We start from the raw sequence: 25,805 nt of genomic DNA, 5'->3' as shown, positions 1-25,805 counted from the left end.
AACGGTAGCAGTTTTATGGCTAAAGAAGATACCATCCAGATGCAGGGCGAGATCCTGGAAAATTTGCCTAGCGCAACTTTCAAGGTCAAGCTCGAGAATGGACACATTGTGCTCGGGTATATTTCCGGAAAGATGCGGATGCACTACATCCGCATCCTGCCGGGAGATAAGGTGACAGTAGAAATGACACCTTATGATTTGTCCCGTGCCCGTATTGTGTTCCGTGCGAAGTAGTCGCACTTGCTCTTTTCAGATAGAAAGGAACTGAAATGCGTGTACAACCTTCGGTAAAGAAAATTTGCCGTAACTGCAAAATCATTCGCCGCAATCGTGTGGTACGAGTGATCTGCACTGATCCGCGTCACAAACAAAAACAAGGCTAACATTTGTTAGCCGGGTTTTCGTATGTTACAATCGCAACCTTTTCAAGCTCGTAAAGCTTAAGGAAAGAGAATGGCCCGTATTGCAGGGGTAAACATCCCCAATCATGCGCATGCCGTTATCGGCCTGCAGGCTATCTATGGCATCGGTTCTACTCGTGCGAAGCTCATTTGTGCTTCCGCGAGTGTTAATCCTTCTTCCAAGATCAAGGATTTGACCGAAGCCGAGATGGAATCTCTGCGTGTAGAAGTCAGCAAGTTCACTGTTGAAGGTGACCTGCGTCGCGAAATTACCATGAGCATCAAGCGTTTGATGGACATGGGTTCTTATCGCGGTTTCCGCCATCGTCGCGGTCTGCCTTGCCGTGGTCAGCGCACCCGCACGAATGCACGTACCCGTAAGGGTCCGCGCAAGCCGATCGCCGGCAAGAAGTAATAAGGAACATAGATAATGGCTAAAGCAAACACAGCAGTGCGTGTACGCAAAAAGGTACGCAAAAGCGTAAGCGATGGCATCGTCCACGTTCACGCTTCCTTTAATAACACCATCATCACCATCACTGACCGTCAAGGGAATGCTTTGTCTTGGGCTACCTCCGGCGGTGCTGGTTTTAAAGGCTCGCGTAAAAGTACACCGTTTGCAGCTCAGGTAGCTGCAGAGCACGCTGGTAAAGTTGCCCAAGAATATGGTGTAAAGAACCTTGAGGTTCGTATCAAGGGCCCAGGCCCTGGTCGTGAATCCTCCGTGCGTGCCCTGAACGCCCTTGGCTTCAAAGTTACCAGCATCTCCGACGTGACTCCGGTACCACACAACGGATGTCGCCCTCCCAAGAAACGTCGTATCTAATCCGGAGAGTCTGAGAACATGGCACGTTATATTGGCCCAAAATGTAAGCTTGCTCGTCGCGAAGGGACTGATCTCTTCCTGAAGAGTGCCCGTCGCGCACTTGATTCCAAGTGTAAGCTTGATACCCCTCCTGGTCAGCACGGCGCGAAAAAAGGCCGTCTGTCTGACTATGGTGTACAGCTGCGTGAAAAGCAGAAAGTTCGTCGTATTTACGGCATTATGGAACGTCAATTCCGTAAGTACTTTGCTGAAGCAGCTCGTCGTCAAGGCTCCACCGGTGAAAACCTGCTGAAGATCCTTGAAGCCCGTCTGGACAACGTTGTTTATCGCATGGGCTTTGGTTCTACCCGTGCTGAAGCACGTCAGCTGGTTAGCCACAAGGCAATCACTGTGAATGGTCAGATTGTGAATATTCCTTCTTTCCAGGTGAAAGCAGGCGACGTTGTTGCTATTCGCGAAAAGTCCAAGAAGCAAGTGCGTATTCAGGAAGGCTTGGCTCTTGCCGAGCAAATCGGCTTCCCTTCGTGGGTTGCTGTTGACAGCAAGAAGATGGAAGGTGTCTTCAAGACTGCTCCTGAGCGTTCCGAGCTGTCTAGCGATATCAACGAGCAGCTCGTTGTGGAATATTACTCCAAGTAATCGCTAGCTCTTAAGGAATGACTATGCAAAACAGCGCTTCGGAATTTCTGAAACCGCGTTTGATCGATGTGCAGCCGGTTTCGGCTACACACGCCCGTGTGTCGATGGAGCCGTTCGAGCGTGGTTATGCCCATACTCTGGGTAACGCCCTGCGCCGGATTCTGCTCTCGTCGATGCCTGGTTACGCACCGACCGAAGTTACTATTGCTGGCGTTTTGCATGAGTATTCCGCTCTTGACGGTGTTCGGGAGGATGTCGTCGACATTCTTCTGAACCTGAAGGGTGTAGTACTCAAACTGCATGGTCGTGACAGTGTCATTCTTTCCTTGAAAAAGGAAGGTGAAGGCCCTGTCTTGGCTGGTGATCTGGAATTGCCGCACGATGTTGAGGTGATCAACCCTGATCACGTCATCTGCAACCTGTCGGTTGGCGGCAAGATTGATATGGAAGTCAAAGTTGAGAAGGGTCGTGGCTACCAGCCAGTTTCCGCCCGCATCAGCCATGATGACAACCGTACCATCGGCACCATCCAGCTCGATGCTTCGTTCTCCCCGGTGAACCGCTGCAGCTTCAATGTTGAGAGCGCCCGTGTGGAGCAGCGCACAGACCTTGACCGTCTGGTGCTGGACATCGAGACCAATGGCGTGATCGAGCCGGAAGAAGCAGTGCGTATTGCTGCCCGCATCCTGGTTGATCAGCTGTCGATTTTTGCAGACTTGCAAGGCACCGCAGTTGAGGAAATCGTTGAAAAGGCGCCGCCGATCGATCCGATCTTGCTGCGTCCGGTTGACGATCTCGAACTTACGGTACGTTCCGCCAACTGTCTGAAGGCAGAGAACATTTACTACATCGGTGATCTCATTCAGCGTACGGAAACCGAGCTGCTGAAGACTCCGAACCTTGGTCGCAAGTCTCTGAATGAGATCAAGGAAGTTCTCGCTTCTAAAGGCCTGACCCTTGGCATGAAACTTGAGAACTGGCCACCGGCTGGTCTTGAGAAGCCGTAAGTCGGGATAAAAGGACACTAAAATGCGTCATCGTAACAGTAATCGTAAATTGAACCGTACGAGCAGCCACCGTCTTGCGATGCTTCGCAATATGGCTAACTCGTTGCTGCGTCACGAAGTGATCGTGACTACTCTGCCAAAGGCCAAAGAACTGCGCCGTGTCGCCGAGCCGCTGATTACCTTGGGTAAGAAGCCATCGCTGGCCAACCGTCGTCTGGCTTTTGACCGCACTCGTGATCGTGAAATGGTTGTAAAACTGTTTGACGAACTCGGCCCACGTTTTGCTAACCGCAATGGTGGCTATGTGCGTATTCTGAAGTACGGCTTCCGTCAGGGCGACAACGCTCCGATGGCACTGGTTGAACTGGTGGATCGTGCAGAAGAAGCAGTTGCAGTAGAAGCTGCTGAATAAGCAGCTTCAAGTAAAAAAGCCGGCGCAAGCCGGCTTTTTTATTGCCTTCGCCAAGTAGATGACCTCGCCGCAGTGCTGCCTACGGCAGTTGGTACTTCGGTCATAGCCTGCCCGTTGTGCAGTTGGTAGCGCTGGTCGCAGCGCGTGAAATGCTGGTGCCGATGATATTGTTCGGTTCCGCCTGATCGGCGTTGCCCAACACACGGCATGGCATCCCGCTCTCCGCTATCGTGCTGCCCAGGGTAATTCATGCTATTCGGTGCTGGCCATATTTGCAGCACTGGGCGGTGCCATGGGTGTAAAGGTAGCCGCTGCGGATCGTTGCCTCACCCAAGACACGGCAATCACTTTCTGCTGCTAACAGCGTCCTGCAAGCAGCCATTGATAGCGACTATCTGTAGTCTTCCGCCCCTGTGAGTAACTCTAGCTGCATTCCGGCGCTGGTGCGGGCGCTTGACTTCGAAAGTGCATGCCGTTGATCAATGCCCCCAGTGCGGTTACGGCAGCCGCATCTTCACTAGCGCCGGTGCCGCGGCGCGCGAATACGCCATATCCAACTCGACATGTTCCGGGTCCACGTGCCGATTCCGCTGCCGATGGCGTTCCACTGCTGCCAGCGGCGGGAAGGTGTCGTTGTTTACTGCCCACCACTGCCACGGTCCGGAAGGGGCGCTATAGCCGCGTACAGATCATTACTACGCATTGGCCGGAAAACCGGCCATCGACTTCGTGATTCCAATAATGAAATAACCATGTATCGATGAGGGATTACCCTCCATCGCTATTTTACCCGGCCCAAGCCGGGTTTTTTTCTGGTTAAATGCTTTAAAAAGGGCAATTGCTCTAGTGGTGGTTTACATAAAGTGATACTAAATAAGCACGCCGGCACACACGGCGACATAAAACGACAAGGAGAGTAGCGATGAGCAGTAACGGGACGATGTCATTGAGGCGCCGTTTGCAATTGCAGGTGGTGCTGGTAGCGGTGCTGCTCTGTATCATCGGCGGCATCACGCTGTACTTCGAGCGCGCCTCGCTGTACGCCGACCGCCGGGACAAGGTGCGCAATCTGGTGGAGAGCGCGGTCACCCTGATCAAGGGTTACGAGGAGATGGCCGCTGCCGGCAAGCTGTCCGAGGCCGACGCCAAGCAGCAGGCGATCACCGTGCTCAATAGCATGCGCTACGACGAGCGCGAGTATTTCTTTGCCTTCGATCCCGGCTGGGTGTGGGTGGCGCACGGCGCGAAGCCGCAGCTGGCCGGCACCAACCTGAAGACCATCAAGGATCCGACCGGCGTCAACCTCGGCGAGCTGTTCGAACAGGCGGTGCGCGAGGGGAATGGCCGCAATTTTGTGTCCTACGTGTGGGACAAGCCGGGCTTTGACCAGCCGCAGCCTAAGCTGTCCTACCTCGCCACCAGCGGCAAGTGGGGCTGGGTGGTGGGTACCGGCATCTACCTTGACGATGTGGCGCTGGCGCTGCGCAATACCGCACTGCTGCTGTTCGCCGAGATCTTTGTCGCGCTGCTGCTGGTGGTGCTGATCGGCTACCTGACCCGCCGCAGCGTGATGCAGCAGCTGGGCGGCGAGCCGGCGCTGACGCGTGACGTAGTGCGCCAGATTGCCCAGGGCCAGCTCAATGTTGCGGTGCCGGTGGCGGCCAGCGACAAGGACAGCCTGCTGGCGGCGGTGGCCGACATGCAGCAGCACCTGCGCGAGCTGGTCGGCGGCATCGCCGACAGCAGCCATAGCCTGACCGGCATGGCCGGCAATATTTCCGGCAGCGCCACCGCGGTGGCCACCGGCTCCGAGCAGCAAAGCCGCGCCGCCAGCGACATGGCGGTCTCGATTGAGGAGCTGACCGCCAGCATCAAGCAGATTTCCGAACTGGCCAGCCACGCGCACGCGGTGTCAGCCAGTTCCGGCCAGCTGTCGCACAACGGTGGCGAGGTGATCTCGCGCGCGGTGGACGAGATGCACCGCATCAACGAGTCGGTGGATCAGGCGGCGCTGACCATCGGTGATCTGGTCAGCAAGACGCAGACCATCTCCACCATCATGCAGGTGATCAAGGACATTGCCGACCAGACCAACCTGCTGGCGCTGAACGCGGCGATCGAGGCAGCGCGAGCCGGCGAGCTGGGCCGCGGCTTTGCCGTGGTAGCCGACGAGGTACGCAAGCTGTCGGAGCGCACCGGCCAGGCGACGCAGGAGATCGCGGTGATGATCCGCGAGATCCAGAGCGGCTCCGAGGCGTCGCGCAGCAATATGGAAGAGGCGGTGGAACGGGTGAAATCCGGGCTGGCGCTGGCGGAGAAGGGCGGCGAGTCGATCCGCCAGATCCGCGACAGCGCCGGAGGCGTGGTGGCGGTGGTAAACGACATTTCGCAGGCGCTGTCGGAGCAGGGCCACGCCAGCGAGGAGATCACCCGCCACGTCGAGCAGATCGCGCAGGCGGCGGCGCAGAATGCCGAGGCTGCCGGCCACACTTCCGGTGCCATCGGCGAGTTGCACGGCCTGACCGGCAATCTGCGGCAGATGGTGTCGCGCTTCCACGTGTGACGGCATGACAAGGTTGGCCGCAAGCCTGCGGCCAACCTTGTGCGCAACAAAAAGCCCGACGCATCGCGTCGGGCTTTGTTCATGCCGCGGCCAGTAACTGGCGCCGGTAACGCTGCCAGCCGTGCAGGGCGATGCCGACCAGCAGTAGCGCCACACAGCCCCACAACACCGGCGCATTGCCGTAGCGCATGTACGGGGTCAGCCCGCTGCGGCCCTGTACCTGTGCCGTCAGCGTCTGCCGGGTGTCCGGCGCCGCCACGGTCTGCACCTCGCCGCTAGCATCAATCACCGCGGTCATGCCGGTATTGGTGGCGCGCAGCATCGGGCGCCCGGTTTCCAGCACTCGTGCCTGCGACAGCTGCAGTTGCTGGCTCATGGCGTTGCTGCTGCCGAACCAGGCTAGGTTGCTGACGTTGGCGAGCATGGTGGCGCCGGCTGCGGGGCCGATCAGTTCCTCGCCGAAGCCGTCCTCGTAGCAGACGTTGAAGGCGATGCGTTGGTCAGCCACAGCCAGCGGGGTCTGGCTGTCACCGCCGCGGCTGAAGCCGGACAGCGGCATGTCCATGAAGCGGTAGATCCAGCCGGTCACCGCCGGTAGCGGGATGAACTCGCCGAACGGCACCAGGTGGTTCTTGGCGTAGTACGGCTGTGCCGGGTCGTTCAGCGCCACCACCGCGTTGAGATAGCCGTTGCCGTCGTCGGTGCGGCGCGGAATGCCGGTGATCAGCGTCGCCTGGCGGCGGCTGGCGTCGCCGTTGATCATGGTCAGGTAGCCGGAGGGGAGGTCGTCGAGGAACACCGGCAGCGCGGTTTCCGGCAGCAGCAGCAGGTCGGACGGCGGCGCGCTGGCCACCATGCGGTAGTAGGTACTCAGCGTCAGCTCGAAGGTGGCCGGATCCCATTTCAGCGATTGCGGGATATTGCCCTGCAGCAGCGACACCGCCAGCGGTTTGCCGCTAGCGCTGGTCCACTGCTGTTGCTGCAGCCAGGCACCACCGCCCCACAGCGCGGTGGCCAGCCCCAGCAGCGCCAGCTGCGGCAGGCGGCGCCAGCGCGGCAGCAGCACGAGGATGGCGGCGGACAGCGCCACGGCAAAGGTGACGCCGTGGATGCCGGTGACGGCAGCGAAGCCGGCGAGCGGGCTTTCGGTGATCTGGCTGTAGCCGATGGCGCCCCACGGGAAGCCAGTCAGCATCCAGCTGCGCAGCCACTCGCCCAGCGTCCACAACGCCGGGAACAGCAGCAGCCAGCGGCTGGCGCCATGGTTGCCGATGCGGCAGGCCAGCCACACCGCCAGCGCCGGGAATAGCGCCAGATAGGCCGGCAGCAGCAAGGTCATGGCGCCGGCCATCAGTGCCGGCATGCCGGCGATGTCGTGCAGGCTGATGTAGATCCAGTAGAAATTGCTGGTATAGGCGGCCAGTGCCCAGCCGTAGCCGAGCAGGAAGGCGCGTTGCGGCCAACGTTGCACCAGTTCCAGCAGCAGCGCCAGCAACAGCGGCATCAGCAGGAACAGGCGGTAGGGGGCGAAGGCGAATACGGTGGCGGCGCCGGCCAGCAGCACCAGCAGCAAATAACCGAGGGTACGCAGCATCTAGCGTTCTGCCTGCGGACGGCGCTCGACCAGCAGTGCCTGCAGCCGGCGGCTGTCGGCGCGGATCACGGTGAAATGCCAGTCCTGCAGTTGCAGACCTTCGCCGCGTACCGGCACGTAGCCGAGATTGGCGGTGACCAGGCCGCCGATGGTGTCGACCTCGTCGTCCGGCAGTGCGCACTCGAAGAAGTCGTTGAAGTCGTCGATGCTGGTGGTGGCCAGCACGCGGTAGCGCTCGCCGCGCACCGGCACGATGTCGTCTTCCGATTCGATCAGGTCGTGCTCGTCGTCGATGTCGCCGACGATCACTTCCAGCACGTCCTCGATGGTGATCAGCCCGGACACGCCGCCGTATTCGTCGACCACGATCGCCATGTGCGTCTTGGTGGCGCGGAACTCGCGCAGCAGGCCGTCGAGGCGCTTGCTCTCCGGCACGAATACCACCGGGCGCAGCGTCTTCTGCAGGTCGAAATCGTTGGGCGTCAGGAAGTAGCGCAGCAGGTCCTTGCTCAGCAGGATGCCCTGCACGTCGTCCTTGTCCTCGCCGATCACCGGGAAGCGCGAATGGCCGGCCTCGATCACGTGCGACAGCAGCTTTTCCATCGGCTCGGACAGGCGGATCACGTCCATCTGGCTGCGCTGCACCATCACCTCGCGCACGGTGCGCTCGGAGAAGGACAGCACGCCTTCGATCATCGACAGCGCTTCGGCATCCAGCACATTGCGCTCGAAGGCGGCATGCAGCTGGGAAACCAGCTCTTCGCGGTCTTCCGGTTCGTGGGTAAAGCGGTTGAGCAGGCGCTCGAACCAGTTGGGCGCGGGTTTACTGGAATAATCATCCATGGTGTCGGGTCAGGGTTTCTCTGCGGCGTAAGGATCGGCATAGCCTAACTTGCCGAGGATGACGGTTTCAAGCGCTTCCATCGCCTCGGCCTCGTCGTCCTCTTCGTGGTCAAGGCCCTGCAGGTGCAGCATGCCGTGCACGACGAGGTGGGCGTAGTGCGCGTCCAGGCTCTTGCCCTGCTCGGCGGCCTCGCGTGCCACCACCGGGGCGCAGAACACCAGGTCGCCGAACAGCGGCATGCCGGCGACGGTGTCGCCCTCGTTCAGCGCGAAGCTCAGCACGTTGGTGGCGTAGTCCTTGCCGCGGTAGTCGCGGTTCAGTGCGCGGCCTTCGGCCTCGTCGACCACCACCAGCGAGATCTGGGCCTTGTGCACGTCGCGCTGCAGCGCGGCCTGGCACCAGCGGCGCCACTGCTTGCCTTCCGGTAGCGCCTGTTCGGCTTCCAGCCGGTCTTCGAGGGTCAGGTCCAGCCGTGCGGCCAACCTTTGCAGCACTTGATTGCGTTTAGCGGTCTTCATCTTCTTGGATCTGGTAACGGTCGTAGGCGTCGACGATCTTCTGCACCAGCGGGTGGCGCACCACGTCGTCGCTCTGGAAATGGTGGAAATGGATACCGCGCACCTGGTTCAGGATGCGCTCGACCTCGACCAGGCCGCTCTTCTGGTGGCGGGCGAGGTCGATCTGGGTCACGTCGCCGGTGATCACCGCGCGCGAGCCGAAGCCGATGCGGGTCAGGAACATCTTCATCTGCTCCGGCGTGGTGTTCTGCGCCTCGTCGAGGATGATGAAGGCGTTGTTCAGCGTGCGGCCGCGCATATAGGCCAGCGGCGCGATCTCGATCAGGTTCTTCTCGAACAGCTTGGCGACCTTGTCGAAACCCATCAGGTCGTACAGCGCGTCGTACAGCGGGCGCAGGTAGGGGTCGACCTTCTGCGCCAGATCGCCGGGCAGGAAGCCCAGCTTCTCGCCGGCTTCCACCGCCGGGCGCACCAGCACGATGCGTTTCACCGCGTCGCGCTCCATCGCGTCCACCGCGCAGGCGACGGCGAGGTAGGTCTTGCCGGTACCGGCCGGGCCGATGCCGAAGGTGATGTCATGGCTGAAGATGGCCTTGATGTAGCGGCTCTGGCGCGGGGTGCGGCCTTTCAGGTCGCGGCGGCGGGTGTGCAGGGTCGGGGTGTCGTCCAGGCCGTCCTGCGGATTATCCTGTCGTGCCTCGACCAGCCCTAGCTGGATGTCCTGCACCGACAGCTCGCGCTTTTCCGCCAGCGCATAAAAGCGCTGCAGCAGGCTCAGTGCACGGCCGGCCTGCTCGCCGCGCAGGCTGAACTGCTCGCCGCGGCGCTGGATGCTGACATCCAGTCCGGTTTCGATCTGTTTCAGGTTCTCGTCCAGTGCGCCGCACAGGCGGGACAGACGTTCGTTGTCGACAGGGGTAAAGCTGTGGCTGCTGTGGGCTTCGGTCATGGACTGGTGGTCGTGAGGGGCGGACATTGCCGTTGCTGGTGTAGCTGCTGCAATTGCAGCAGCCTGCGTTCAAGCCCGGCGATGCGCTGCGGGTCCGGTTGCGCGGTGCCCAGCGGCACGCCGAAACCGATACCGGCGCTGCCGTGGCTGCCGATGGCGCCGCCCAGCCCGATATTGAGCTGCACCGGGCTGCGTGGCGCCTGTCGCTCATCCTGCAGCTGCTGCCGCGTTTGCGCAAGCGCCTGCGTCAGCGCCGCGCAATCCATGGTCGCCGGATCGGGCGGTGGCAGGCTGGCACAGGCCGCCAGCAGGGGCAATATTACAAGCGGCAGGCGCATGGTTCAGTCACTTTCACGCAGCAGTAGTTCGCCGCCCAGCGAGTGCGGGTTGGCTTCGGTAATCACCACGTCGACCAGCTGGTTGATCAGCCGCGGCTGGCCGACAAAGTTGACCACGCGGTTGTTGGCGGTACGCCCGGCCAGCATCGACGGGTCCTTCTTCGAGATGTTCTGCACCAGCACGCGCTGCACGCTGCCGAGCATCCCCTGGTTGATGCGGAAGCCTTCGGCCTCGATCACCTCGTTCAGCGCTTCCAGGCGGCGCACCTTCTCGCTGTGCGGGGTGTCGTCGGCAAGGTTGGCCGCAGGCGTGCCAGGACGCGGGCTGTAGATAAACACATAGCTGAAATCGAAGGCCATGTCTTTCACCAGTTTCAGCGTCGCCTCGAAATCGGCCTCGGTTTCGCCGGGGAAGCCGACGATAAAGTCCGACGACAGGCACAGATCGGGGCGGATGGCGCGCAGCTTGCGGATGATGGACTTGTATTCCAGCGCGGTGTAGCCGCGTTTCATCGCCATCAGCGTACGGTCGGAGCCGCTCTGTACCGGCAGGTGGATGTGCGAGACCAGCTTGGGCAGGCGTGCGTAGCAGTCGATGATGCGCTGGCTGAATTCGCGCGGGTGGCTGGTGGTGAAGCGCATGCGCTCGATGCCGGGAATCTCGTGCACGTACTCCAGCAGCAGTGCGAAATCGGCGATCTCGCCGTCGGCCATCAGGCCGCGGTAGGCGTTGACGTTCTGTCCCAGCAGGGTGATTTCCTTCACCCCCTGCGCCGCGAGGCCGGCGATCTCGGTCAGCACGTCGTCGAACGGGCGCGATACCTCCTCGCCGCGGGTGTACGGCACCACGCAGAACGAGCAGTACTTGGAACAGCCTTCCATCACCGACACCATCGCCGCGGCGCCGTCGACCTTGGCCGCCGGCAGGTGGTCGAACTTCTCGATTTCGGGGAAGGAAATGTCGACCTGGGCGTTGCCGCTTTGCTGCCGGCTCTTGATCAGCTCCGGCAGGCGATGCAGCGTCTGCGGTCCGAACACCACGTCGACGTAAGGCGCGCGCTTGACGATGGTGTCGCCTTCCTGCGACGCGACACAGCCGCCGACGCCGATGATCAGGTTGGGATTGGCTTCTTTCAGCGGGCGAATGCGGCCGAGATCGGAGAACACCTTTTCCTGCGCCTTCTCACGCACGCTGCAGGTGTTGAACAGGATCACGTCGGCGTCTTCCGGATTTTCCGTCTTGATCATGCCTTCGCTGCTGCCGAGCACGTCGACCATCTTGTCGGAGTCGTACTCGTTCATCTGGCAACCGAACGTCTTGATGTAAACCTTTTTCATGCTGGGCACACTGTAAATGAGAAATGCCAGCAGGGGCCGCCAAAGCAAGCGGCCACGGGCTTGCGAACGGTTTTTGCTGGCAAATGAATAGCTTGCGCCGATTTTAGCACGGCTGGCAGGGCTTGGGGATGTTGCGGGTCGGACGGACGCCGGCGCGGAAACGGAAAAAGCCAGCATTTCTGCTGGCTTTTAAACTGGTGGCGAATCAGGGACTCGAACCCCGGACCTGCGGATTATGATTCCGTCGCTCTAACCGACTGAGCTAATTCGCCGTGAGACTTTGCCGTGGCACCGTCTCGGTAAACTGTGGTGGCGAATCAGGGACTCGAACCCCGGACCTGCGGATTATGATTCCGTCGCTCTAACCGACTGAGCTAATTCGCCACATCTCGATGCCTAGGCATCAAGGCCGCTGACTATACGCAGCAGATTTCCGGGTGTCAACTATTTTCGTGGAATGGTCTGGTGCCGCTTACAGGGTGTAGCAGCGGTCGCCGCTGCTAAAGCCGACCCAGTCGATGGCCACCTGTTTGCCAAAACCGATCACCTTGAAGGTTTCCCCCATTTCCTGCGGTGACAGCAGGCGCTGCGCCGCCTTGGCTACCGGGAGGTAGTCCTTGACGTTGGCCGCATCCAGGAACGACAGCCGCTCGGTGATGCCGGCGTTGATCAGGAACTGCGCCTGGCTGAGGTAGCCGATCAGGTCGAGGCCGGCGTCGAGGCCGCTTTGCGCCACGGCGCTGAAATCCACGTGCGTGGTCAGGTCCATCAGTCCGGGCAGGTAGAACGGATCCTGGAGGGTGTGGTGGCGGTAGTGGCCGAGCAGGGTGCCCATGCTGCGTTCCGGATGGTAGTACTCGCCGGCGTTGTGGCCGTAGTCGATCATCAGGATGGCGCCGCGTTGCAGCACGCCGGCCAGGGTGTGGATGAAGGCGCGGTTGGCGAGGCTGATTTCGGTGACGTAGCCGGGGATGTCCGGCACCAGCTCGGCGGCCAGCGCGGCCAGCGTGGCGTCCTCGAAGTCGCGGTCGTCGAAGCAGAAGGCGCCGTCGCGTATGGTAACGCCGCGCTGCTGCAGGCGGCCGTCCTGCCGGCGCACCACCAGCTCGCACGGCATCGCGTCCAGCACCTCGTTGCCGAGCATGATGCCGTCGAAGCTGTCCGGCAGCGCCGGCAGCCACTGCACGCGCGGCAGCAGCGCCGGGGCGAGGCGGGCGAGGGTGTCGCGCTGGCGTTCGATCAGGTCGGGCGACAGGTCGACGATGAAGTACTGCGCCGGCGCGCAGCCGAGCGCGTCCAGCGCCAGCAGCAGGTCGGCGGCGAGGCGGCCGGTGCCGGCACCGAACTCCATGATGTTGCCGGCGGTCTGCGGCAGCAGCTCTGCCAGCTGGCGCGCCAGCGTCTGCGCGAACAGCGGCGTCAGTTCCGGCGCGGTGACGAAGTCGCCGTCGGCGCCGAACTTGCGGCTGCCGGCGGCGTAGTAGCCGAGGCCGGGCGCGTACAGTGCCTGCTGCATGAAGTGGGCGAAGGCGATCCAGCCGTCGGCCGCGGCGATGTCGGCGGCGATGCGGTGGCTGAGCGCGTGGCTGGTGGCGAGGGCGTCGGCAGAGGGTTCTGGCAGGCTCATGGCGGCTAAGAATTGTCAGTGAAATTGCCGGCGAGTATATATCATGCAGCTTTTGCGCCGCGCCGCTCGTGTTGTGTCAGAGAGTCGGCGCGGACGGCGGGAAACGGATGGCGGGAGGGCAGATGAAAGTCGTGTTGATCACTGGTGGCGCCAAACGGCTGGGGCAGGCGATGGCGGAACGGTTTGCCGCAGCGGGCTGGCAGGTGTGCGTGCACTATCACCACTCGGCTGGCGATGCGGCCAACCTTGTCGCGCGCCTGCCGCAGGCACGCAGCTACGGGCTGGACCTGTTGGCGGCGGACGCGGACTTCGCCGGCCTGATCGCGCAGGTGGTGGCCGATTGCGGTCGGCTGGACTGCGTGGTCAACAGCGCCGCGCTGTTCGAGGAGGACGGCTTCTTCGAGCTGTCACCGGCGGCGTTCGACCGCCAGCTGGCGGTGAACTTCCGCGCGCCGCTGATGCTGGCGGCGGCGTTCGGCCAGTGGCTGCGGCAGCAGGATGCGCGTGGCAGCGTGGTCAACATCCTCGACCAGAAGCTGTTCAACCTCAATCCGGACTACTTTTCCTACACCCTGTCCAAGCTGGCGCTGAAGGAAAGCATCCGCCTGCAGGCGATGGCGGCGGCGCCCTACCTGCGCGTCAACGGCGTGGCGCCGGGGCTGACCCTGCTCAGCGGCGAGCAGACGGCGGACAACTTCGCTCGCGCGCACCGCATGACGGCGCTGGGCGAGGGTACCCGCCCGCAATCGGTGGCGGAGGCAGTGCACTTCCTGGCCGAGGCGGCGCAGATCACCGGCCAGGTGCTGACCGTGGATGACGGCCAGCACCTGCTGCCGCTGGCGCGTGACGTGATGTTTGCGGTGGAGGCGTGATGCTGGCCGAAATCTTTCTGCGCGACTTCGTGTTCGACTGCTTCATCGGCATCCATGACTTCGAGCGCGGCGTGCGCCAGCGCATGCAGCTCAACATCGTGCTGCAGGTGGCGCGCATGGTGCCACCGCGCGACGACATCGCGCTGGTGCTGGACTACGACTACCTGCGGCTGCAGACGCTGGCGCTGGTGAAGAACCGCGTGTTCGAGACCCAGGAATACCTGCTCGGCAAGGTGGTCGACATCGCCTTTGGTCATCCTGCGGTCACCGGCGTGCTGGTGGAAACCTGCAAGCCGGACGTGTACCCGGACAGCGCCGGCGTCGGCTGCCGCCTGCGCCTCAGCCGCGACGAGTATCAGGCGCTGCGACAGCAGGGGGCATGGCTGGCCGACTGAGTGCGCCGGCAAGGGCGGATTGTGTGGCAACGGACGGGCGTTTGACGTTAAAATCGCCTGTTTTTCAATTTCTTAGCCGTCCTCCATGTCCGACACGCTGCAACTTGCCGACGACAAGGCCAAAAAGGCCCAGTTCGAAGGCAACAAACTCACCAAACGCCTGCGCCACCACGTTGGCGACGCCATCAACGACTTCAACATGATCGAAGAGGGCGACCGCGTGATGGTCTGCCTGTCTGGCGGCAAGGACAGCTACGCGCTGCTGGACATCCTGCTCGGGCTGCAGAAGTCGGCGCCGATCAATTTCTCCATCGTGGCGGTGAACCTCGACCAGAAACAGCCGGGCTTCCCCGAGCACATCCTGCCGACCTACCTGCAATCGATCGGTGTCGAGTACCGCATCATCGAGGAAGACACCTACAGCATCGTCAAGCGCCTGATTCCGGAAGGCAAGACCACCTGCAGCCTGTGCTCGCGCCTGCGCCGCGGCATCCTGTACCGCGTCGCCGACGAGCTGGGCGCCACCAAGATCGCGCTCGGCCACCACCGCGACGACATGCTGCACACCCTGTTCCTGAACATGTTCTACGGCGGCAAGCTGAAGGCGATGCCGCCGAAGCTGGTGTCCGACGACGGCCGCCACATGGTGATCCGCCCGCTGGCCTACTGCCGCGAGAAGGATCTGGAACGCTACGCGCAGTTGCGCGAATTCCCGATCATCCCGTGCAACCTGTGCGGCTCGCAGCCCAACCTGCAGCGCCAGGTGGTGAAGGAGATGGTCAACGACTGGGACAAGCGTTTCCCCGGCCGCGTCGAGAGCATGTTCCGCGCGCTGCAGAATGTGGTGCCGTCGCACCTGGCCGATAGCAAGCTGTTCGACTTTGCCGGTCTCAAGACCGGCGACAGCCCGTTCGAGGGCGGCGATACCGCCTTCGACAAGGAAGAATTCCGCGACCCGGTCGCGCTGGCGAATGCGGACGATGACGACGCCGCAACGTTGGCCGCAACGCCCGCCGTTCCTGCCCGGCGCACCATCAGCATCCTCGATTCGCGGCCCAAGGCCGACAGCCAGACGGGAGACAGCCGTGGCGGGTAAGGCACAACACCCGTTCCGCCGCCGCGTGCGCAACAGCCAGGACGCGTTGCCGGACGTGGACATCTCCGAGACCGACAACATCCGCTCGCTGCACCTCGGTTCGGCCACCATCCAGAGCTCGATGGATCTCGACGATCCGGCCGACCTGGTGCTGACCTACACCCGCGCGATGATGGCCTTCCTGCTGTGGAACGACGACCCGCGCCACATCGTGCAGATCGGCCTCGGCGGCGGTTCGCTGGCGCGCTTCATCGACGAGTACCTGCCGGACGCGATCAGCGTCGCGGTGGAGATCAATCCGCAAGTGGTCGCCGTGGCACGGGTGTTCTTCCAGCTGCCGCCGGAGGGCGACTTCTTCGAGATCGTCGAGGCCGACGGCGCCGACTACATCAAGATGTTCCGCGAATCCACCGACGTGATCATGGTCGACGGCTTCGACGGCCAGCAGATCGTCGCCGACCTGACCACCGAAGAATTCTTCGAGGACTGCAAGCGCGCACTGACCGCCAACGGCATCTTCGTCACCAACTGGTGGAGCGGCGACAAGCGCTATCACAGCTTCCTCGAACGCTTGCTGGCCGCTTTCGGCGGCTGCGTCATCGAGCTGCCGGCCGCCACCCACGGCAATATGGCGGTGATGGCGTTCAAGCAGCCGCCTGGCCTGACCGGCTGGGACGCGCTGGCGAAAAAGGCCGACGAACTGGAAGGCCGTTTCGGCCTGGAATTCGGCGAATTCGTGAAGCGGCTGAAAGAGGCCAACCTGCACAGCAACAACCGTTTGCTGATCTGAGCGCCTGCGCGCCACGGATCCGGCCGCCACGTGCGGCCCTTGTCTATTTTGGGCCCGCCGCCTGCGCGGCGGGCAAAGCCTGCGGCAGCACGCCGCAGCGGGAAAGGACTGAAATGATTGCTTACGACAGCATTACCGACCGCAAGATACGCTTCGCCCTGATCGGCTGCGGCCGCATCGCCAACAACCACTTCGGCGCGCTGGAACAGCACGCCGACCGTGCCGAGCTGACCGACGTCTGCGACACCGATCCGGCGGCGCTGGCCGCCGCGGTGGCGCGTACCGGCGCCCGTGGCCACGCCACCTTGGCGGCACTGCTCAAGGCCAGCAACGCCGACGTCATCATCCTGACCACCCCGTCCGGGCTGCACCCGCAGCAGGCGATGGACTGCTTCGCCGCCGGCTTCCACGTGATGACCGAGAAGCCGATGGCGACGCGCTGGCAGGACGGCGTGGCGATGGTGAAGGCCGCCGACCAGGCCGGCAAGCGCCTGTTCGTGGTCAAGCAGAACCGCCGCAACGCCACGCTGCAGCTGCTCAAGCGCGCGGTGCAGGAAAAGCGCTTCGGCCGCATCTACATGGTCAACGTCAACGTGTTCTGGACCCGGCCGCAGTCCTACTACGACCAGGCCGACTGGCGCGGCACCTGGGAGTACGACGGCGGTGCGTTCATGAACCAGGCCAGCCACTACGTCGACCTGCTGGACTGGATCATCGGCCCGGTGGAGAGCATGCAGGCCTACACCGCGACCATGGAACGCGACATCGAGGTGGAAGACAGCGGCGTGGTCAGCCTGAAGTGGCGCTCCGGCGCGCTGGGCAGCATGAACGTGACCATGCTCACCTACCCGAAAAACCTGGAAGGCTCGATCACCATCCTCGGCGAGAAGGGCACCGTGCGCATCGGCGGCATGGCGGTCAACGAGATCCAGCACTGGGAATTCGCCGCGCCGCACGCGATGGACGACGACATCAAGGCCGCCAGCTACGCCACCACCAGCGTCTACGGCTTCGGCCACCCGCTGTACTACGACAACGTGATCCAGGTGATGCGCGGCGAGGCGGAGCCGGAAACTGACGGCCGCGAAGGACTGAAGTCGCTGGAGCTGCTGGTCGGCATCTACCTGTCGGCCCGCGACGGCCGTCGCGTCAGCCTGCCGCTGGAGTACTGATCATGGCTGCCTATACCGTCCACCCCACCGCTATCGTTGACGACGGCGCCCAGATCGGCGACGACACCCGCGTCTGGCACTGGGTGCATATCTGCAGCCAGGCGCGCATCGGCGCGCGTTGTTCGTTTGGCCAGAACGTGTTTGTCGGCAACGACGTGATCATCGGCGACAACGTGAAGGTGCAGAACAACGTGTCGATCTACGACGCGGTGACGCTGGAAGACGACGTGTTCTGCGGCCCGTCGATGGTATTCACCAACGTCAACAACCCGCGCAGCCACGTCAGCCGCAAGAACGAATACCGCCGCACGGTGGTGAAAAAGGGCGCCACCATCGGCGCCAACGCCACCGTGGTCTGCGGCCACACCGTCGGCGAGTACGCCTTCATCGGCGCCGGCGCGGTGGTGACCCGCGACGTGCTGCCGCACGCGCTGATGGTCGGCACCCCGGCCAGGCGCATCGGCTGGATGTGCCAGTGCGGCGAGCGGCTGGCGGACAGCATCGCTGAGCACGACTGCGCCGCCTGCGGCCAACGTTACGACATCGGCGGCAACCACTGCACGCCGCTTTGACCCTGTTGAGAGTGACACCATGTCCATCCAGTTCATCGATCTGAAAGCGCAGTACCAGCACCTAAAAAGCGACATCGACGCCCGCATCCACGCGGTGCTGGATCACGGCCAGTACATCATGGGGCCGGAAGTGAAACAGCTGGAAGAGCAGCTGGCCGCCTACACCGGCGCCAAACACGCGATCGGCGTCTGCGACGGCACCAAGGCGCTGCTGATCGCGCTGATGGCGCTGGGCGTGAAGGCCGGCGACGAGGTGATCACCACCCCGTTCACCTTCATCGCCACCGGCGAGATGATTGCGCTCTTGGGCGCCAAGCCGGTGTTCGTCGACATCGACCCGCTGACCTACAACCTCGACCCGGCGTTGCTGGAAGCGGCGATCACGCCGCGTACCCGCGCCATCATGCCGGTCAGCCTGTACGGCCAGTGTGCCGATTTCGCGGCCATCAACGCCATCGCCGAAAAACACGGCATCGCGGTGATCGAGGACGGCGCGCAGAGCTTCGGCGCCAGCCAGCACGGCAAGCGCTCCGGCAACCTGTGCACCATAGCCACCACCAGCTTCTTCCCGTCCAAGCCGCTGGGCTGTTACGGCGACGGTGGCGCGGTGTTCACCAACGACGACGAACTGGCCAAGAAAATGCGCGAGATCCGCGTGCATGGCCAGGACCGCCGCTACCACCACCCGGTGATTGGCCTCAACGGCCGGCTGGATACCATCCAGGCCGCCGTGCTGCTGGCGAAATTGCCGAGCTTCCAGGACGAAGTGGTGGCCCGCGCCCGCATCGGCGCACGCTACAGCGAATTGTTGAAGGATGTCGCGCGCGTGCCGGTGATCGCCGCTGGCAACAGCCACGTCTACGCGCAGTACACCATCGAGGTGGACAATCGCGAGGCGGTGCAAAAGGCGCTGCAGGAACTGGGCGTGCCGACCGCGGTGCACTACCCGATCCCGCTGCACCTGCAGCCGGCGTTTGCCGATCTGGGACAGGGAGAGGGCAGCTTCCCGCTGGCCGAGGCCGCCGGCAAACGGGTGATGAGCCTGCCGATGCACCCGTTCCTGGATGAAGCGACCCAGGATGCCATCGTCGCCGCGGTGAAGAAGGCGCTGGCCTAAGTGGCGTATCTGGCGTTCAAGTACCTCGTCTCCGCCGCCATGGTGGTGCTGGTGTCGGAGCTGGCCAAGCGCAGCGACAAGCTGGGCGCGCTGCTGGCGTCCTTGCCGTTGGTGACGGTGCTGACGCTGATCTGGCTGCACCTGGAGCGACAGCCGGCGGACAAGGTGGCGAATCACGCCTGGTATACCTTCTGGTTCGTGCTGCCGACACTGCCGATGTTCCTGCTGTTTCCCTGGCTGCAGGCGCGGCTGGGTTTCTGGCTGGCGCTGGGCGCCAGCGTGCTGCTGACCATGCTGCTGTTCGCCGCTTTCGCCTGGCTGCTGCGGCTGGCCGGTATCCAGCTGTTATGAGCTTGAGCGTGCTGCGTCAAAGGTTGGCCGCAGGCGGCTTCATGCGCCATGTGGCGACGCTGGCCAGCGGCGCGGCGCTGGCGCAGGCCTTGCCGTTGCTGTTCGCGCCGCTGCTGACGCGGCTGTACACGCCGGCCGATTTCGGCGTGCTGGCGGTGTTTGTCGCCTGGCTGTCCAATCTGGCGGTGATCGCCACCGCGCGTTACGACATGGCGGTGGTGCTGCCCAAGTCCGAGCCGGAAGCGGCGCGGCTGATGCTGCTGGCGCTGGCGATCAATACTGGCCTGCTGTTGCTGACCCTGCCGCTGTTCTGGCCGTGGCACGACGCCATCGCCGGCCTGCTCGGTGCGCCGCAGCTGGCGCCGTGGCTGCCGCTGCTGCCGCTGGGCGTGTGGCTGGCCGGTGGTGTGGCAGCGTGGACGGCGTGGAACAACCGCCAGCGCCGCTATGCGGCCAACGCGCAGGGGCGGGTGGTGCAGTCGCTGGGCGTGTCGCTGCTGCAGGTGGCGGCCGGCTGGTCCGGCCTTGCCGTCGGCGGGCTGATCCTGTCGCAGCTGGCCGGGCAGGTCATCGCCTTGCTGACGCTGGCGCGTGCCGATGTCGCGGCGCGCCTGCCGTGGCTGCGCGGCCACGATCGTGCCGCGCTGCTGGCCGAGGCGCGGCGTTACCGCGAATTCCCGCTGGTGAACACGCCGCACGCCTTCGTGGTCGCGTTCCAGGATTCGCTGATGCTGGCGCTGCTGTCGGCGCTGTCCGGCGCCGCCATCGTCGGCCAGTACGCGCTGGTGCTGCGGGTGCTGAAACTGCCGGCGGCGCTGGTGGGGCAGGCGGTGGCGCAGGTGGTGTTCCGCGATCTGGCCGAGGCGGCGGCGTCCGGTCGCGCGCTGTCCGGTCTGCTCAAGCGCGCGGTGCTGGTGCTGGCGGCACTGTCGCTGCTGCCGTTCGGCGTGCTGGCGCTGTGGGGTGGGCCGCTGTTTGCGCTGGTGTTCGGCGCGCCGTGGCTGGGTGCCGGCGAGATTGCGGCCAACCTTGCGCCGTACTTCGCCGCCGCCTTCATCGTCGGTCCGGCCTTCATGGTGCCGATGGTGATCGGCCGCCAGCGCGCGTCCTTCCTGTTTGTGCTGTGCGGCGTCATCGTCAATCTGGCGGTGTTTGCCGCGGTGTATGTCGCCGGGCGCGACGCCATGCTGGCGTTCCGCGTGATGGCGGTGGTGATGACGCTCTATTTTGCGGCCTATCTGGCGTGGGTGTTCCGCCTGCTGCGGCTGCGGGAAAGGTCCGATGTTTAAGCGCGTGCTGTTGTTGCTGTGGCGCCAGTGGCTGGTGTGGCGCGGTGCCCGCCTTGCCGCCTCGGCGCGGATCAATCCGTCGGTCAGCGCGGTGCCGGCGGCCTTGCAGCTGGGCGAGCACGCACGGTTGTACTGGGGCGGCGAGGTGCTGACGTACGGCGCTGGCCGCCTGGCGCTGGGTGCGCACAGCCATATCGCGCCACATTTCTACTGCCTGATCGGCGATAACCGGCTGCAGATCGGCGAGCGCGTCGCCATCGGCCCGCGCTGCATGCTGTTCTGCCACAGCAACGCGATACCCGCCGATGTGACGGCGACGGCGTTCGTCGATTGCCACACCGACGCCGACATCCGCATCGGCAACAACGTGTTCATCGGCGCCGGCGTCATCGTGCTGCCCGGCGCCGTGATCGGCGACAACGTGGTGGTCGCCGCCGGCAGCGTGGTCAAGGGTGAGCTGACCGCAGGCTGGTTGTACGCAGGCCAGCCGGCGAGAAAGGTGAAGGCGCTATGCTGACCGCCAATTCGCTGAGCATCTGGCAGTTCCTGTCCGCCTTCCCGGCCATGCTCGCCGGCCGCCGCCATCACCGCGCTGCGCTGCGCATCGAGCTGGCGCAGCTGTTCGAGGTCGAGGTTGGCCGCATCGTGCTGTTCGACAGCGGCCGCGCCGCCTTTGCCGCGCTTTTGCAGTTGCATGGCGTAGAACCGGGCGACGAGGTCGTCGTGCCGGCGTTCACCTGCGTGGTGGTGCCCAACCAGGTGCCGCCCACCGGCGCCACGCTGCGCTTTGTCGATGTCGGCCGCGACAGCCTCAATTTCGACTGGCTGGCGCTGGACGCCGCCATCACGCCGCGTACCCGCGTGGTGGTGGTGCCGCACAACTTCGGCATCGCGTGCGAGGTGCCGACCTGGCTGCGCGAAAAACAGCGCCACGTGCGCTTTGTCGACGACGCCGCGCACGGTTTTGCTTCCAAGTGCGACGGGCAGTGGCTGGGGACGTATCACGACGGCGCCTTTTTCAGCTTCGAATACTCGAAGAATCTCACCGGCGGCATCGGCGGCATGGCGCTGCTGCCGGCCGGTAGCGAGCTGCCGCCTACCGTGCTGCCGGAGCTGCCTTGCGGCGACGAGTGGCGGCTGGCGGCGACGCTGAAGGCGCACCTGCTGAGCGCGCGCTGGCCGCTGCTGGGGCGCTGCACCATGGCCGCGGTACGGCGCCTGGGGCTGGTCTACCGCTCCGGCGATGGCGAAGTCCGCGATGGCGAGCCGCACCCGCCACGCGCGATGCCGCTGCTGTCGGCGGTGCTGCTGCGCCGCCAGCTGCCGACGCTGGCGGCCGCCATCGCGTACAAGCAGCAACTGGCCGTCCGCTACCAGCGCGCGCTGGCCGCGTTGCCGTCCGTACAGCAATGGCCGGCGCCGGCCGGCACGCACTGGGTGCGCTACCCGTTCGCGCTGCCGTTCGCGGTGGCCGATAAGGCGGCGCTGGCGCGACAGCTGTCCGCCGTCAGCGGCCTGAACATCGGGGTGTGGTTCGACGACGTGATCCATCCCGCCGGCTCCTTCCGCCACGGCTATGTCGCCGGCAGCGCGCCGCACGGCGAGCGCCTGGCCGCCAGCGTGCTCAACCTGCCGATGAACATCGCGCTCAAGGCCGACGCGCATCTGGAGCGCAAGCTGGCGCGGCTGACCCGGGCGCTGGCCGAGCTGCTGGGCCAGCACAAGGATCCCGCATGAAACTGTTGCTGATCGGCTCCGCCTCGGTGCACACCTTCCGCTACCTCGCCGGCATCGCGCCGCACGTGGACGAAATCCACCTCGTCACCAGCGGCGAGCTGCCGGCGCGCTACCATGCGGCCAACCTTGGCCGCGTGCTGCAGGTGGATTTCAGCCTCAAGGCGCTGGCCACCGCCGGCAAGATCGCGGGCCTGATCGATGCAGTGCAGCCCGACATCGTGCACGTGCACCAGGCCAACAGCGTGGCGTGGCACGCGCGCCGCGCGCTGGCCGGGCGCAAGCTGCCGTGGCTGCTGACCTGCTGGGGCTCGGACGTGCTGCTGCTGCCGCGCCAGAACCGTTTCATGAAACACCTGGTGGCGGCCAACCTCGCCGCCGCCAGCGCCGTCACCAGCGATTCGCTGCACATGGCGGCGGTGTGCCGCGAGCTGGCGCCGATCCGCCGCATGGACGTGCTCAATTTCGGCATGGACGCGCTGCCGCCGGCGCCGGATGTCGCCGCCAAGCCGCTCTCCGTGCTGTCCTGCCGCCTGCACAAGCCGCTATACCGTATCGACGCCATCGTGCGCGCTTGGGCCGAGGTTGAAGCCGACGCCGACGCCCGCTTTGCTGGCTGGACGCTGACGGTGGCCGCCAGCGGTGACGAGACGGAAAGCCTCAAAACGTTGGCCGCAAGCCTCGGCCTTGCCCGCGTGCACTTCACCGGCTTTGTCGCGCCGGAAGTACTGGCCGGGCTGTACCGCGACGCGCGCGTGTTTGTCAGCGTGCCAAAGAGCGACGCCACCAGCATCAGCCTGCTCGAAGCGATGGGTCACGGCTGCCTGCCGGTGCTGTCCAACCTGCCGGCCAACCTGGAGTGGGTGCTGGACGGCGTCAACGGCGCCATCGTCGAGGACGTCCAGCGTCTCGGCGCGGCGCTGAAAACACAGTTGCTGCGCGCCGCCGACGACGCGCAGCTGGCGGAAGCAGTCGCGCTGAACCGCCGGCTGGTAGCCGAAAAAGGCCTGCACCAACACAATATGCAGCGTTTTGCCGACATCTACCGTGATTTGCTGGCGTTGCCAGAAGGAAACCGCCGATGAAAATCGCCCATCTCACCAGCGCCCATCCGCGCCACGACATCCGCATCTTCGTGAAGGAGTGCGCCAGCCTGGCCGCCGCCGGTCACGAGGTGCACCTGATCGTTGCCGACGGGCTGGGTGACGAGATCAACCGCGACGTGCGCCTGCACGACGTCGGCGCCAAGTCCGGCGGCCGCCTGTCGCGCATGACCGGTACCGTGAAGCGGGTGTACGAGAAAGCGCTGCAGCTGATGCCGGACGTCGCGCACTTTCACGATCCGGAGCTGATCCCCGCCGCGCTGCGCCTGCAGCAGGCCGGCATCCGCATCGTCTACGACGTGCACGAGGACGTGCCGCGCCAGGTGCTGGCCAAGCACTGGATTCCGGGCCTGGCGCGGCCGTGGGTGTCGCGCGGGGTGGAAACGCTGGAGGACTACGCCGCGCGCCGTTTCGACGCCATCGTCGCCGCCACGCCGGTGATCCGCGAGCGCTTTGCGCGCGCCGGCGCCCGCCGCAGTGTCGACGTCTGCAACTACCCGATCCTGGCCGAGCTGGTGCGCGACACGGCGTGGAGCAGCCGCCGCAACGAGGCCTGCTACCTGGGCGGCATCAGCCGTACCCGCGGCATCGAACCGATCATCGCCGCGCTGCCGGATTCCGATACCCGGCTGAACCTGGCCGGCATCTGGAGCGAGCCGGATCTGAAGGCCCAGCTGGTGCGCGAGGCCGGCTGGAGCCGCGTCAACGATCTGGGCGTGCTCGATCGCGCCGGCGTGGCCGAGGTGCTGGCCGCCAGCAAGATCGGGCTGGTGACGCTGTTGCCGACGCCGAGCTACGTCGAGTCGCTGCCGATCAAGCTGTTCGAATACATGGCCGCCGGCATGCCGGTGATCGCCAGCGATTTCCCGCTGTGGCGCGGCATCGTCGAGGACGCCGGCTGCGGCCTGCTGGTCGATCCGCAGGACCCGCGCGCGATCGCCGACGCCATCGCCACGCTGCTGGCCGACGACGCGCGCGCGCAGGCGATGGGCGAGGCCGGCAAGCGCGCGGTGCTGGCCAAGTACAGCTGGGCGGCCGAGGCCGACAAACTGCTGGCGCTGTACCGCCAGCTGCAGGTGACGACATGAAGGAGACGACATGAACTGGCAAACCGCCCCGCAAACCCTGCTGCTGGTATCGCTGCCGCTGGGGCTGCTGTTTACCCTGCTGCACTGGGGGCTGTACGACATGCCGCTGACGCTGGGCAATGTCGCCACCCACCTGGTGGTGGCGATGGTGTACGCGATCTGGCAGCTGCGCAGCAACGCCTGGTTCGCCAAGCTGCGCGACAACGACTACGCGCGCTGGCGCCGCGTCGCCGCCGGCGGCCAGCTGCGCTTCCTGTTCGCCTATGGTCTGGCCAGCAAGGGCATGGCGCTGGCCTGCCTGATGGTGGGCATGAACTGGGCCTACAGCGGCGCGATCCCGACCTCGGAACGGCTGATGAGCGATGGCATGATCTGGTCGATACTGGGAGTGTGGTTTGCCCGCAACGACTGGAAGCGCATGCAGCGCGGCGCCGGGCTGGAACCGTGAACCGTCGTGCTTGAGCGGGAGCCTGCGATGAACCGACCCCATACCAGCCTGCCGCTGCGCCTGTTGCGTGCCCATCCGCGCTTGCTGGTCGCCATTCTGTGCGGCGTGCTGCTGGCGCGGCTGGTGCCGTGGTTCAGCCCGATGCCGCCACTGAGCGTCTTTCTGGTCGGCTGGAACGGCGGCGCCTGCCTCTACCTGTTGCTGGCCGCGCACATGATGCGGCAGAGCGACGACGACAAGATCCACCGCCACGCGCAGGTACAGGACGAGGGCCGCCATGTGCTGCTGTTGCTGGTGGTGGTGTCGGCGCTGGTGTGCCTGCTGGCGATCGTGGTCGAGCTGTCGCTGGCGCGGCAGGCGGTCGGCGTGCAGCGCCTCGGCCATATCACGCTGAGCGGGCTGACCATCGTCACCTCTTGGCTGTTCACGCAGACCATGTTCGCGCTGCACTACGCGCACAGCTATTTTCTGGCGCGTCATCGTCGCCAGCCGCCGGGGCTGGATTTCCCCGGCCAGGAAACCCCGAATTACAGCGATTTTTTCTACTTTTCAGTGGTGATCGGCACCTCGGCGCAGACCGCGGATGTCGCGCTCAGCTCGCGTGCGATGCGCCGCATCGGCACCCTGCACTGCCTGCTGTCGTTTGCCTTCAACACCACGGTGCTGGCGCTGATGATCAACATCGCCGCCGGGCTGATGTCGCTGACCCCTTAACCGAACAG

The 25,805-nt window shown here is 64.3% G+C and carries 30 protein-coding genes and 2 tRNA genes; 23 read left to right on the top strand and 9 right to left on the bottom strand.

What is annotated here, in order from left to right; genetic code table 11:
• Window positions 1-15: 15 nt before the first annotated feature.
• The 8 genes from infA to PQU89_RS16775 all read left to right on the top strand — a co-directional run bounded on the left by infA (window position 16) and on the right by PQU89_RS16775 (window position 5,848).
• Window positions 16-234, top strand: coding sequence for a translation initiation factor IF-1 (infA, locus tag PQU89_RS16810; RefSeq protein ID WP_047967690.1), 219 nt, complete (start codon window positions 16-18; stop codon window positions 232-234).
• A 35-nt stretch (window positions 235-269) separates the two neighbouring features.
• Complete coding sequence (gene rpmJ, locus PQU89_RS16805) at window positions 270-383, top strand: 50S ribosomal protein L36 (protein ID WP_011137711.1); 114 nt, start codon at window positions 270-272, stop codon at window positions 381-383.
• A gap of 70 nt (window positions 384-453) precedes the next feature.
• Window positions 454-816: a 30S ribosomal protein S13 gene (gene rpsM, locus PQU89_RS16800; protein ID WP_047967689.1), complete on the top strand. Its 363-nt coding sequence runs from the start codon at window positions 454-456 to the stop codon at window positions 814-816.
• Window positions 817-831: 15 nt separating this feature from the next.
• Window positions 832-1,227 (top strand): 30S ribosomal protein S11, encoded by a 396-nt coding sequence (gene rpsK / locus PQU89_RS16795; protein ID WP_017507353.1) that lies wholly within the window; start codon window positions 832-834, stop codon window positions 1,225-1,227.
• Window positions 1,228-1,245: 18 nt separating this feature from the next.
• Complete coding sequence (rpsD, locus tag PQU89_RS16790) at window positions 1,246-1,866, top strand: 30S ribosomal protein S4 (RefSeq protein WP_047967688.1); 621 nt, start codon at window positions 1,246-1,248, stop codon at window positions 1,864-1,866.
• A 23-nt stretch (window positions 1,867-1,889) separates the two neighbouring features.
• Entirely contained in the window at window positions 1,890-2,873 is a 984-nt protein-coding gene (locus tag PQU89_RS16785; RefSeq protein WP_120809396.1) for a DNA-directed RNA polymerase subunit alpha, read from the top strand.
• Window positions 2,874-2,895: 22 nt separating this feature from the next.
• Window positions 2,896-3,285 carry a 50S ribosomal protein L17 gene (rplQ, locus tag PQU89_RS16780; protein ID WP_047967686.1) on the top strand — a complete coding sequence of 130 codons (390 nt, stop codon included), beginning with the start codon at window positions 2,896-2,898 and terminating at the stop codon, window positions 3,283-3,285.
• 922 nt (window positions 3,286-4,207) lie between these two features.
• Complete coding sequence (locus PQU89_RS16775; protein ID WP_272766798.1) at window positions 4,208-5,848, top strand: methyl-accepting chemotaxis protein; 1,641 nt, start codon at window positions 4,208-4,210, stop codon at window positions 5,846-5,848.
• Between the two features lie 79 nt (window positions 5,849-5,927).
• Here the strand turns inward: PQU89_RS16775 and lnt are convergent, their stop codons facing one another.
• The 9 genes from lnt to PQU89_RS16730 form a co-directional block, all read right to left on the bottom strand.
• Window positions 5,928-7,442, bottom strand: a complete 1,515-nt coding sequence (lnt, locus tag PQU89_RS16770; RefSeq protein ID WP_272766797.1) for an apolipoprotein N-acyltransferase — start codon at window positions 7,440-7,442, stop codon at window positions 5,928-5,930.
• Entirely contained in the window at window positions 7,443-8,285 is an 843-nt protein-coding gene (locus PQU89_RS16765) for a CorC family transporter (protein ID WP_272766796.1), read from the bottom strand.
• Between the two features lie 9 nt (window positions 8,286-8,294).
• Window positions 8,295-8,804: an rRNA maturation RNase YbeY gene (gene ybeY, locus PQU89_RS16760; protein ID WP_272766795.1), complete on the bottom strand. Its 510-nt coding sequence runs from the start codon at window positions 8,802-8,804 to the stop codon at window positions 8,295-8,297.
• Entirely contained in the window at window positions 8,791-9,753 is a 963-nt protein-coding gene (locus PQU89_RS16755) for a PhoH family protein (protein ID WP_272766794.1), read from the bottom strand. The genes ybeY and PQU89_RS16755 overlap by 14 nt, the downstream gene beginning before the upstream one ends.
• Window positions 9,750-10,091: a hypothetical protein gene (locus PQU89_RS16750; protein WP_272766793.1), complete on the bottom strand. Its 342-nt coding sequence runs from the start codon at window positions 10,089-10,091 to the stop codon at window positions 9,750-9,752. Before PQU89_RS16750 ends, PQU89_RS16755 begins: the two co-directional genes overlap by 4 nt.
• Before the next feature lie 3 nt (window positions 10,092-10,094).
• Window positions 10,095-11,429, bottom strand: coding sequence for a tRNA (N6-isopentenyl adenosine(37)-C2)-methylthiotransferase MiaB (gene miaB, locus PQU89_RS16745; RefSeq protein WP_272766792.1), 1,335 nt, complete (start codon window positions 11,427-11,429; stop codon window positions 10,095-10,097).
• A 195-nt stretch (window positions 11,430-11,624) separates the two neighbouring features.
• Window positions 11,625-11,701, bottom strand: a tRNA-Met gene (locus PQU89_RS16740).
• 35 nt (window positions 11,702-11,736) lie between these two features.
• Window positions 11,737-11,813, bottom strand: a tRNA-Met gene (locus PQU89_RS16735).
• Window positions 11,814-11,901: 88 nt separating this feature from the next.
• Window positions 11,902-13,056, bottom strand: coding sequence for a class I SAM-dependent methyltransferase (locus PQU89_RS16730; RefSeq protein WP_272766791.1), 1,155 nt, complete (start codon window positions 13,054-13,056; stop codon window positions 11,902-11,904).
• Window positions 13,057-13,178: 122 nt separating this feature from the next.
• Here PQU89_RS16730 and PQU89_RS16725 point away from each other — a divergent pair, with 122 nt between their 5' ends.
• The 15 genes from PQU89_RS16725 (at window position 13,179) to PQU89_RS16655 (ending at window position 25,797) form a co-directional block, all read left to right on the top strand.
• The gene (locus tag PQU89_RS16725) at window positions 13,179-13,928 is read left to right on the top strand and encodes an SDR family oxidoreductase (protein WP_272766790.1); all 750 of its coding nucleotides are present in this window, start codon (window positions 13,179-13,181) and stop codon (window positions 13,926-13,928) included.
• A complete protein-coding gene (locus PQU89_RS16720; RefSeq protein WP_272766789.1) occupies window positions 13,928-14,323 on the top strand; it encodes a dihydroneopterin aldolase in 396 nt (131 codons plus the stop codon). Before PQU89_RS16725 ends, PQU89_RS16720 begins: the two co-directional genes overlap by 1 nt.
• An 85-nt stretch (window positions 14,324-14,408) precedes the next feature.
• Complete coding sequence (gene ttcA, locus PQU89_RS16715; protein ID WP_272766788.1) at window positions 14,409-15,419, top strand: tRNA 2-thiocytidine(32) synthetase TtcA; 1,011 nt, start codon at window positions 14,409-14,411, stop codon at window positions 15,417-15,419.
• Complete coding sequence (locus PQU89_RS16710) at window positions 15,409-16,209, top strand: polyamine aminopropyltransferase (protein WP_272766787.1); 801 nt, start codon at window positions 15,409-15,411, stop codon at window positions 16,207-16,209. Before ttcA ends, PQU89_RS16710 begins: the two co-directional genes overlap by 11 nt.
• A 113-nt stretch (window positions 16,210-16,322) precedes the next feature.
• Complete coding sequence (locus PQU89_RS16705; RefSeq protein WP_272766786.1) at window positions 16,323-17,381, top strand: Gfo/Idh/MocA family protein; 1,059 nt, start codon at window positions 16,323-16,325, stop codon at window positions 17,379-17,381.
• A 2-nt stretch (window positions 17,382-17,383) separates the two neighbouring features.
• Window positions 17,384-17,953 carry an acyltransferase gene (locus PQU89_RS16700; protein WP_272766785.1) on the top strand — a complete coding sequence of 190 codons (570 nt, stop codon included), beginning with the start codon at window positions 17,384-17,386 and terminating at the stop codon, window positions 17,951-17,953.
• A 19-nt stretch (window positions 17,954-17,972) separates the two neighbouring features.
• Window positions 17,973-19,070, top strand: a complete 1,098-nt coding sequence (locus PQU89_RS16695; protein WP_272766784.1) for a DegT/DnrJ/EryC1/StrS family aminotransferase — start codon at window positions 17,973-17,975, stop codon at window positions 19,068-19,070.
• Window positions 19,071-19,421, top strand: a complete 351-nt coding sequence (locus PQU89_RS16690) for a DUF3147 family protein (protein ID WP_272766783.1) — start codon at window positions 19,071-19,073, stop codon at window positions 19,419-19,421.
• Entirely contained in the window at window positions 19,418-20,710 is a 1,293-nt protein-coding gene (locus PQU89_RS16685; RefSeq protein ID WP_272766782.1) for a lipopolysaccharide biosynthesis protein, read from the top strand. Before PQU89_RS16690 ends, PQU89_RS16685 begins: the two co-directional genes overlap by 4 nt.
• Complete coding sequence (locus tag PQU89_RS16680) at window positions 20,703-21,227, top strand: acyltransferase (protein WP_272766781.1); 525 nt, start codon at window positions 20,703-20,705, stop codon at window positions 21,225-21,227. Before PQU89_RS16685 ends, PQU89_RS16680 begins: the two co-directional genes overlap by 8 nt.
• Window positions 21,221-22,447, top strand: coding sequence for a DegT/DnrJ/EryC1/StrS family aminotransferase (locus PQU89_RS16675; RefSeq protein ID WP_272766780.1), 1,227 nt, complete (start codon window positions 21,221-21,223; stop codon window positions 22,445-22,447). Before PQU89_RS16680 ends, PQU89_RS16675 begins: the two co-directional genes overlap by 7 nt.
• Entirely contained in the window at window positions 22,444-23,529 is a 1,086-nt protein-coding gene (locus tag PQU89_RS16670; protein ID WP_272766779.1) for a glycosyltransferase family 4 protein, read from the top strand. Before PQU89_RS16675 ends, PQU89_RS16670 begins: the two co-directional genes overlap by 4 nt.
• Window positions 23,526-24,635 (top strand): glycosyltransferase family 4 protein, encoded by a 1,110-nt coding sequence (locus tag PQU89_RS16665; protein ID WP_272766777.1) that lies wholly within the window; start codon window positions 23,526-23,528, stop codon window positions 24,633-24,635. Before PQU89_RS16670 ends, PQU89_RS16665 begins: the two co-directional genes overlap by 4 nt.
• A 10-nt stretch (window positions 24,636-24,645) precedes the next feature.
• Window positions 24,646-25,083, top strand: a complete 438-nt coding sequence (locus PQU89_RS16660; protein WP_047967663.1) for a hypothetical protein — start codon at window positions 24,646-24,648, stop codon at window positions 25,081-25,083.
• 27 nt (window positions 25,084-25,110) lie between these two features.
• Window positions 25,111-25,797, top strand: a complete 687-nt coding sequence (locus PQU89_RS16655; protein ID WP_272766776.1) for a DUF1345 domain-containing protein — start codon at window positions 25,111-25,113, stop codon at window positions 25,795-25,797.
• Window positions 25,798-25,805: the final 8 nt, after the last annotated feature.

The sequence above is a fragment of the Vogesella indigofera genome, assembly GCF_028548395.1.
Classification (GTDB): domain Bacteria; phylum Pseudomonadota; class Gammaproteobacteria; order Burkholderiales; family Chromobacteriaceae; genus Vogesella; species Vogesella indigofera_A.
This window is presented reverse-complemented; position numbering and strand designations above follow the sequence as displayed.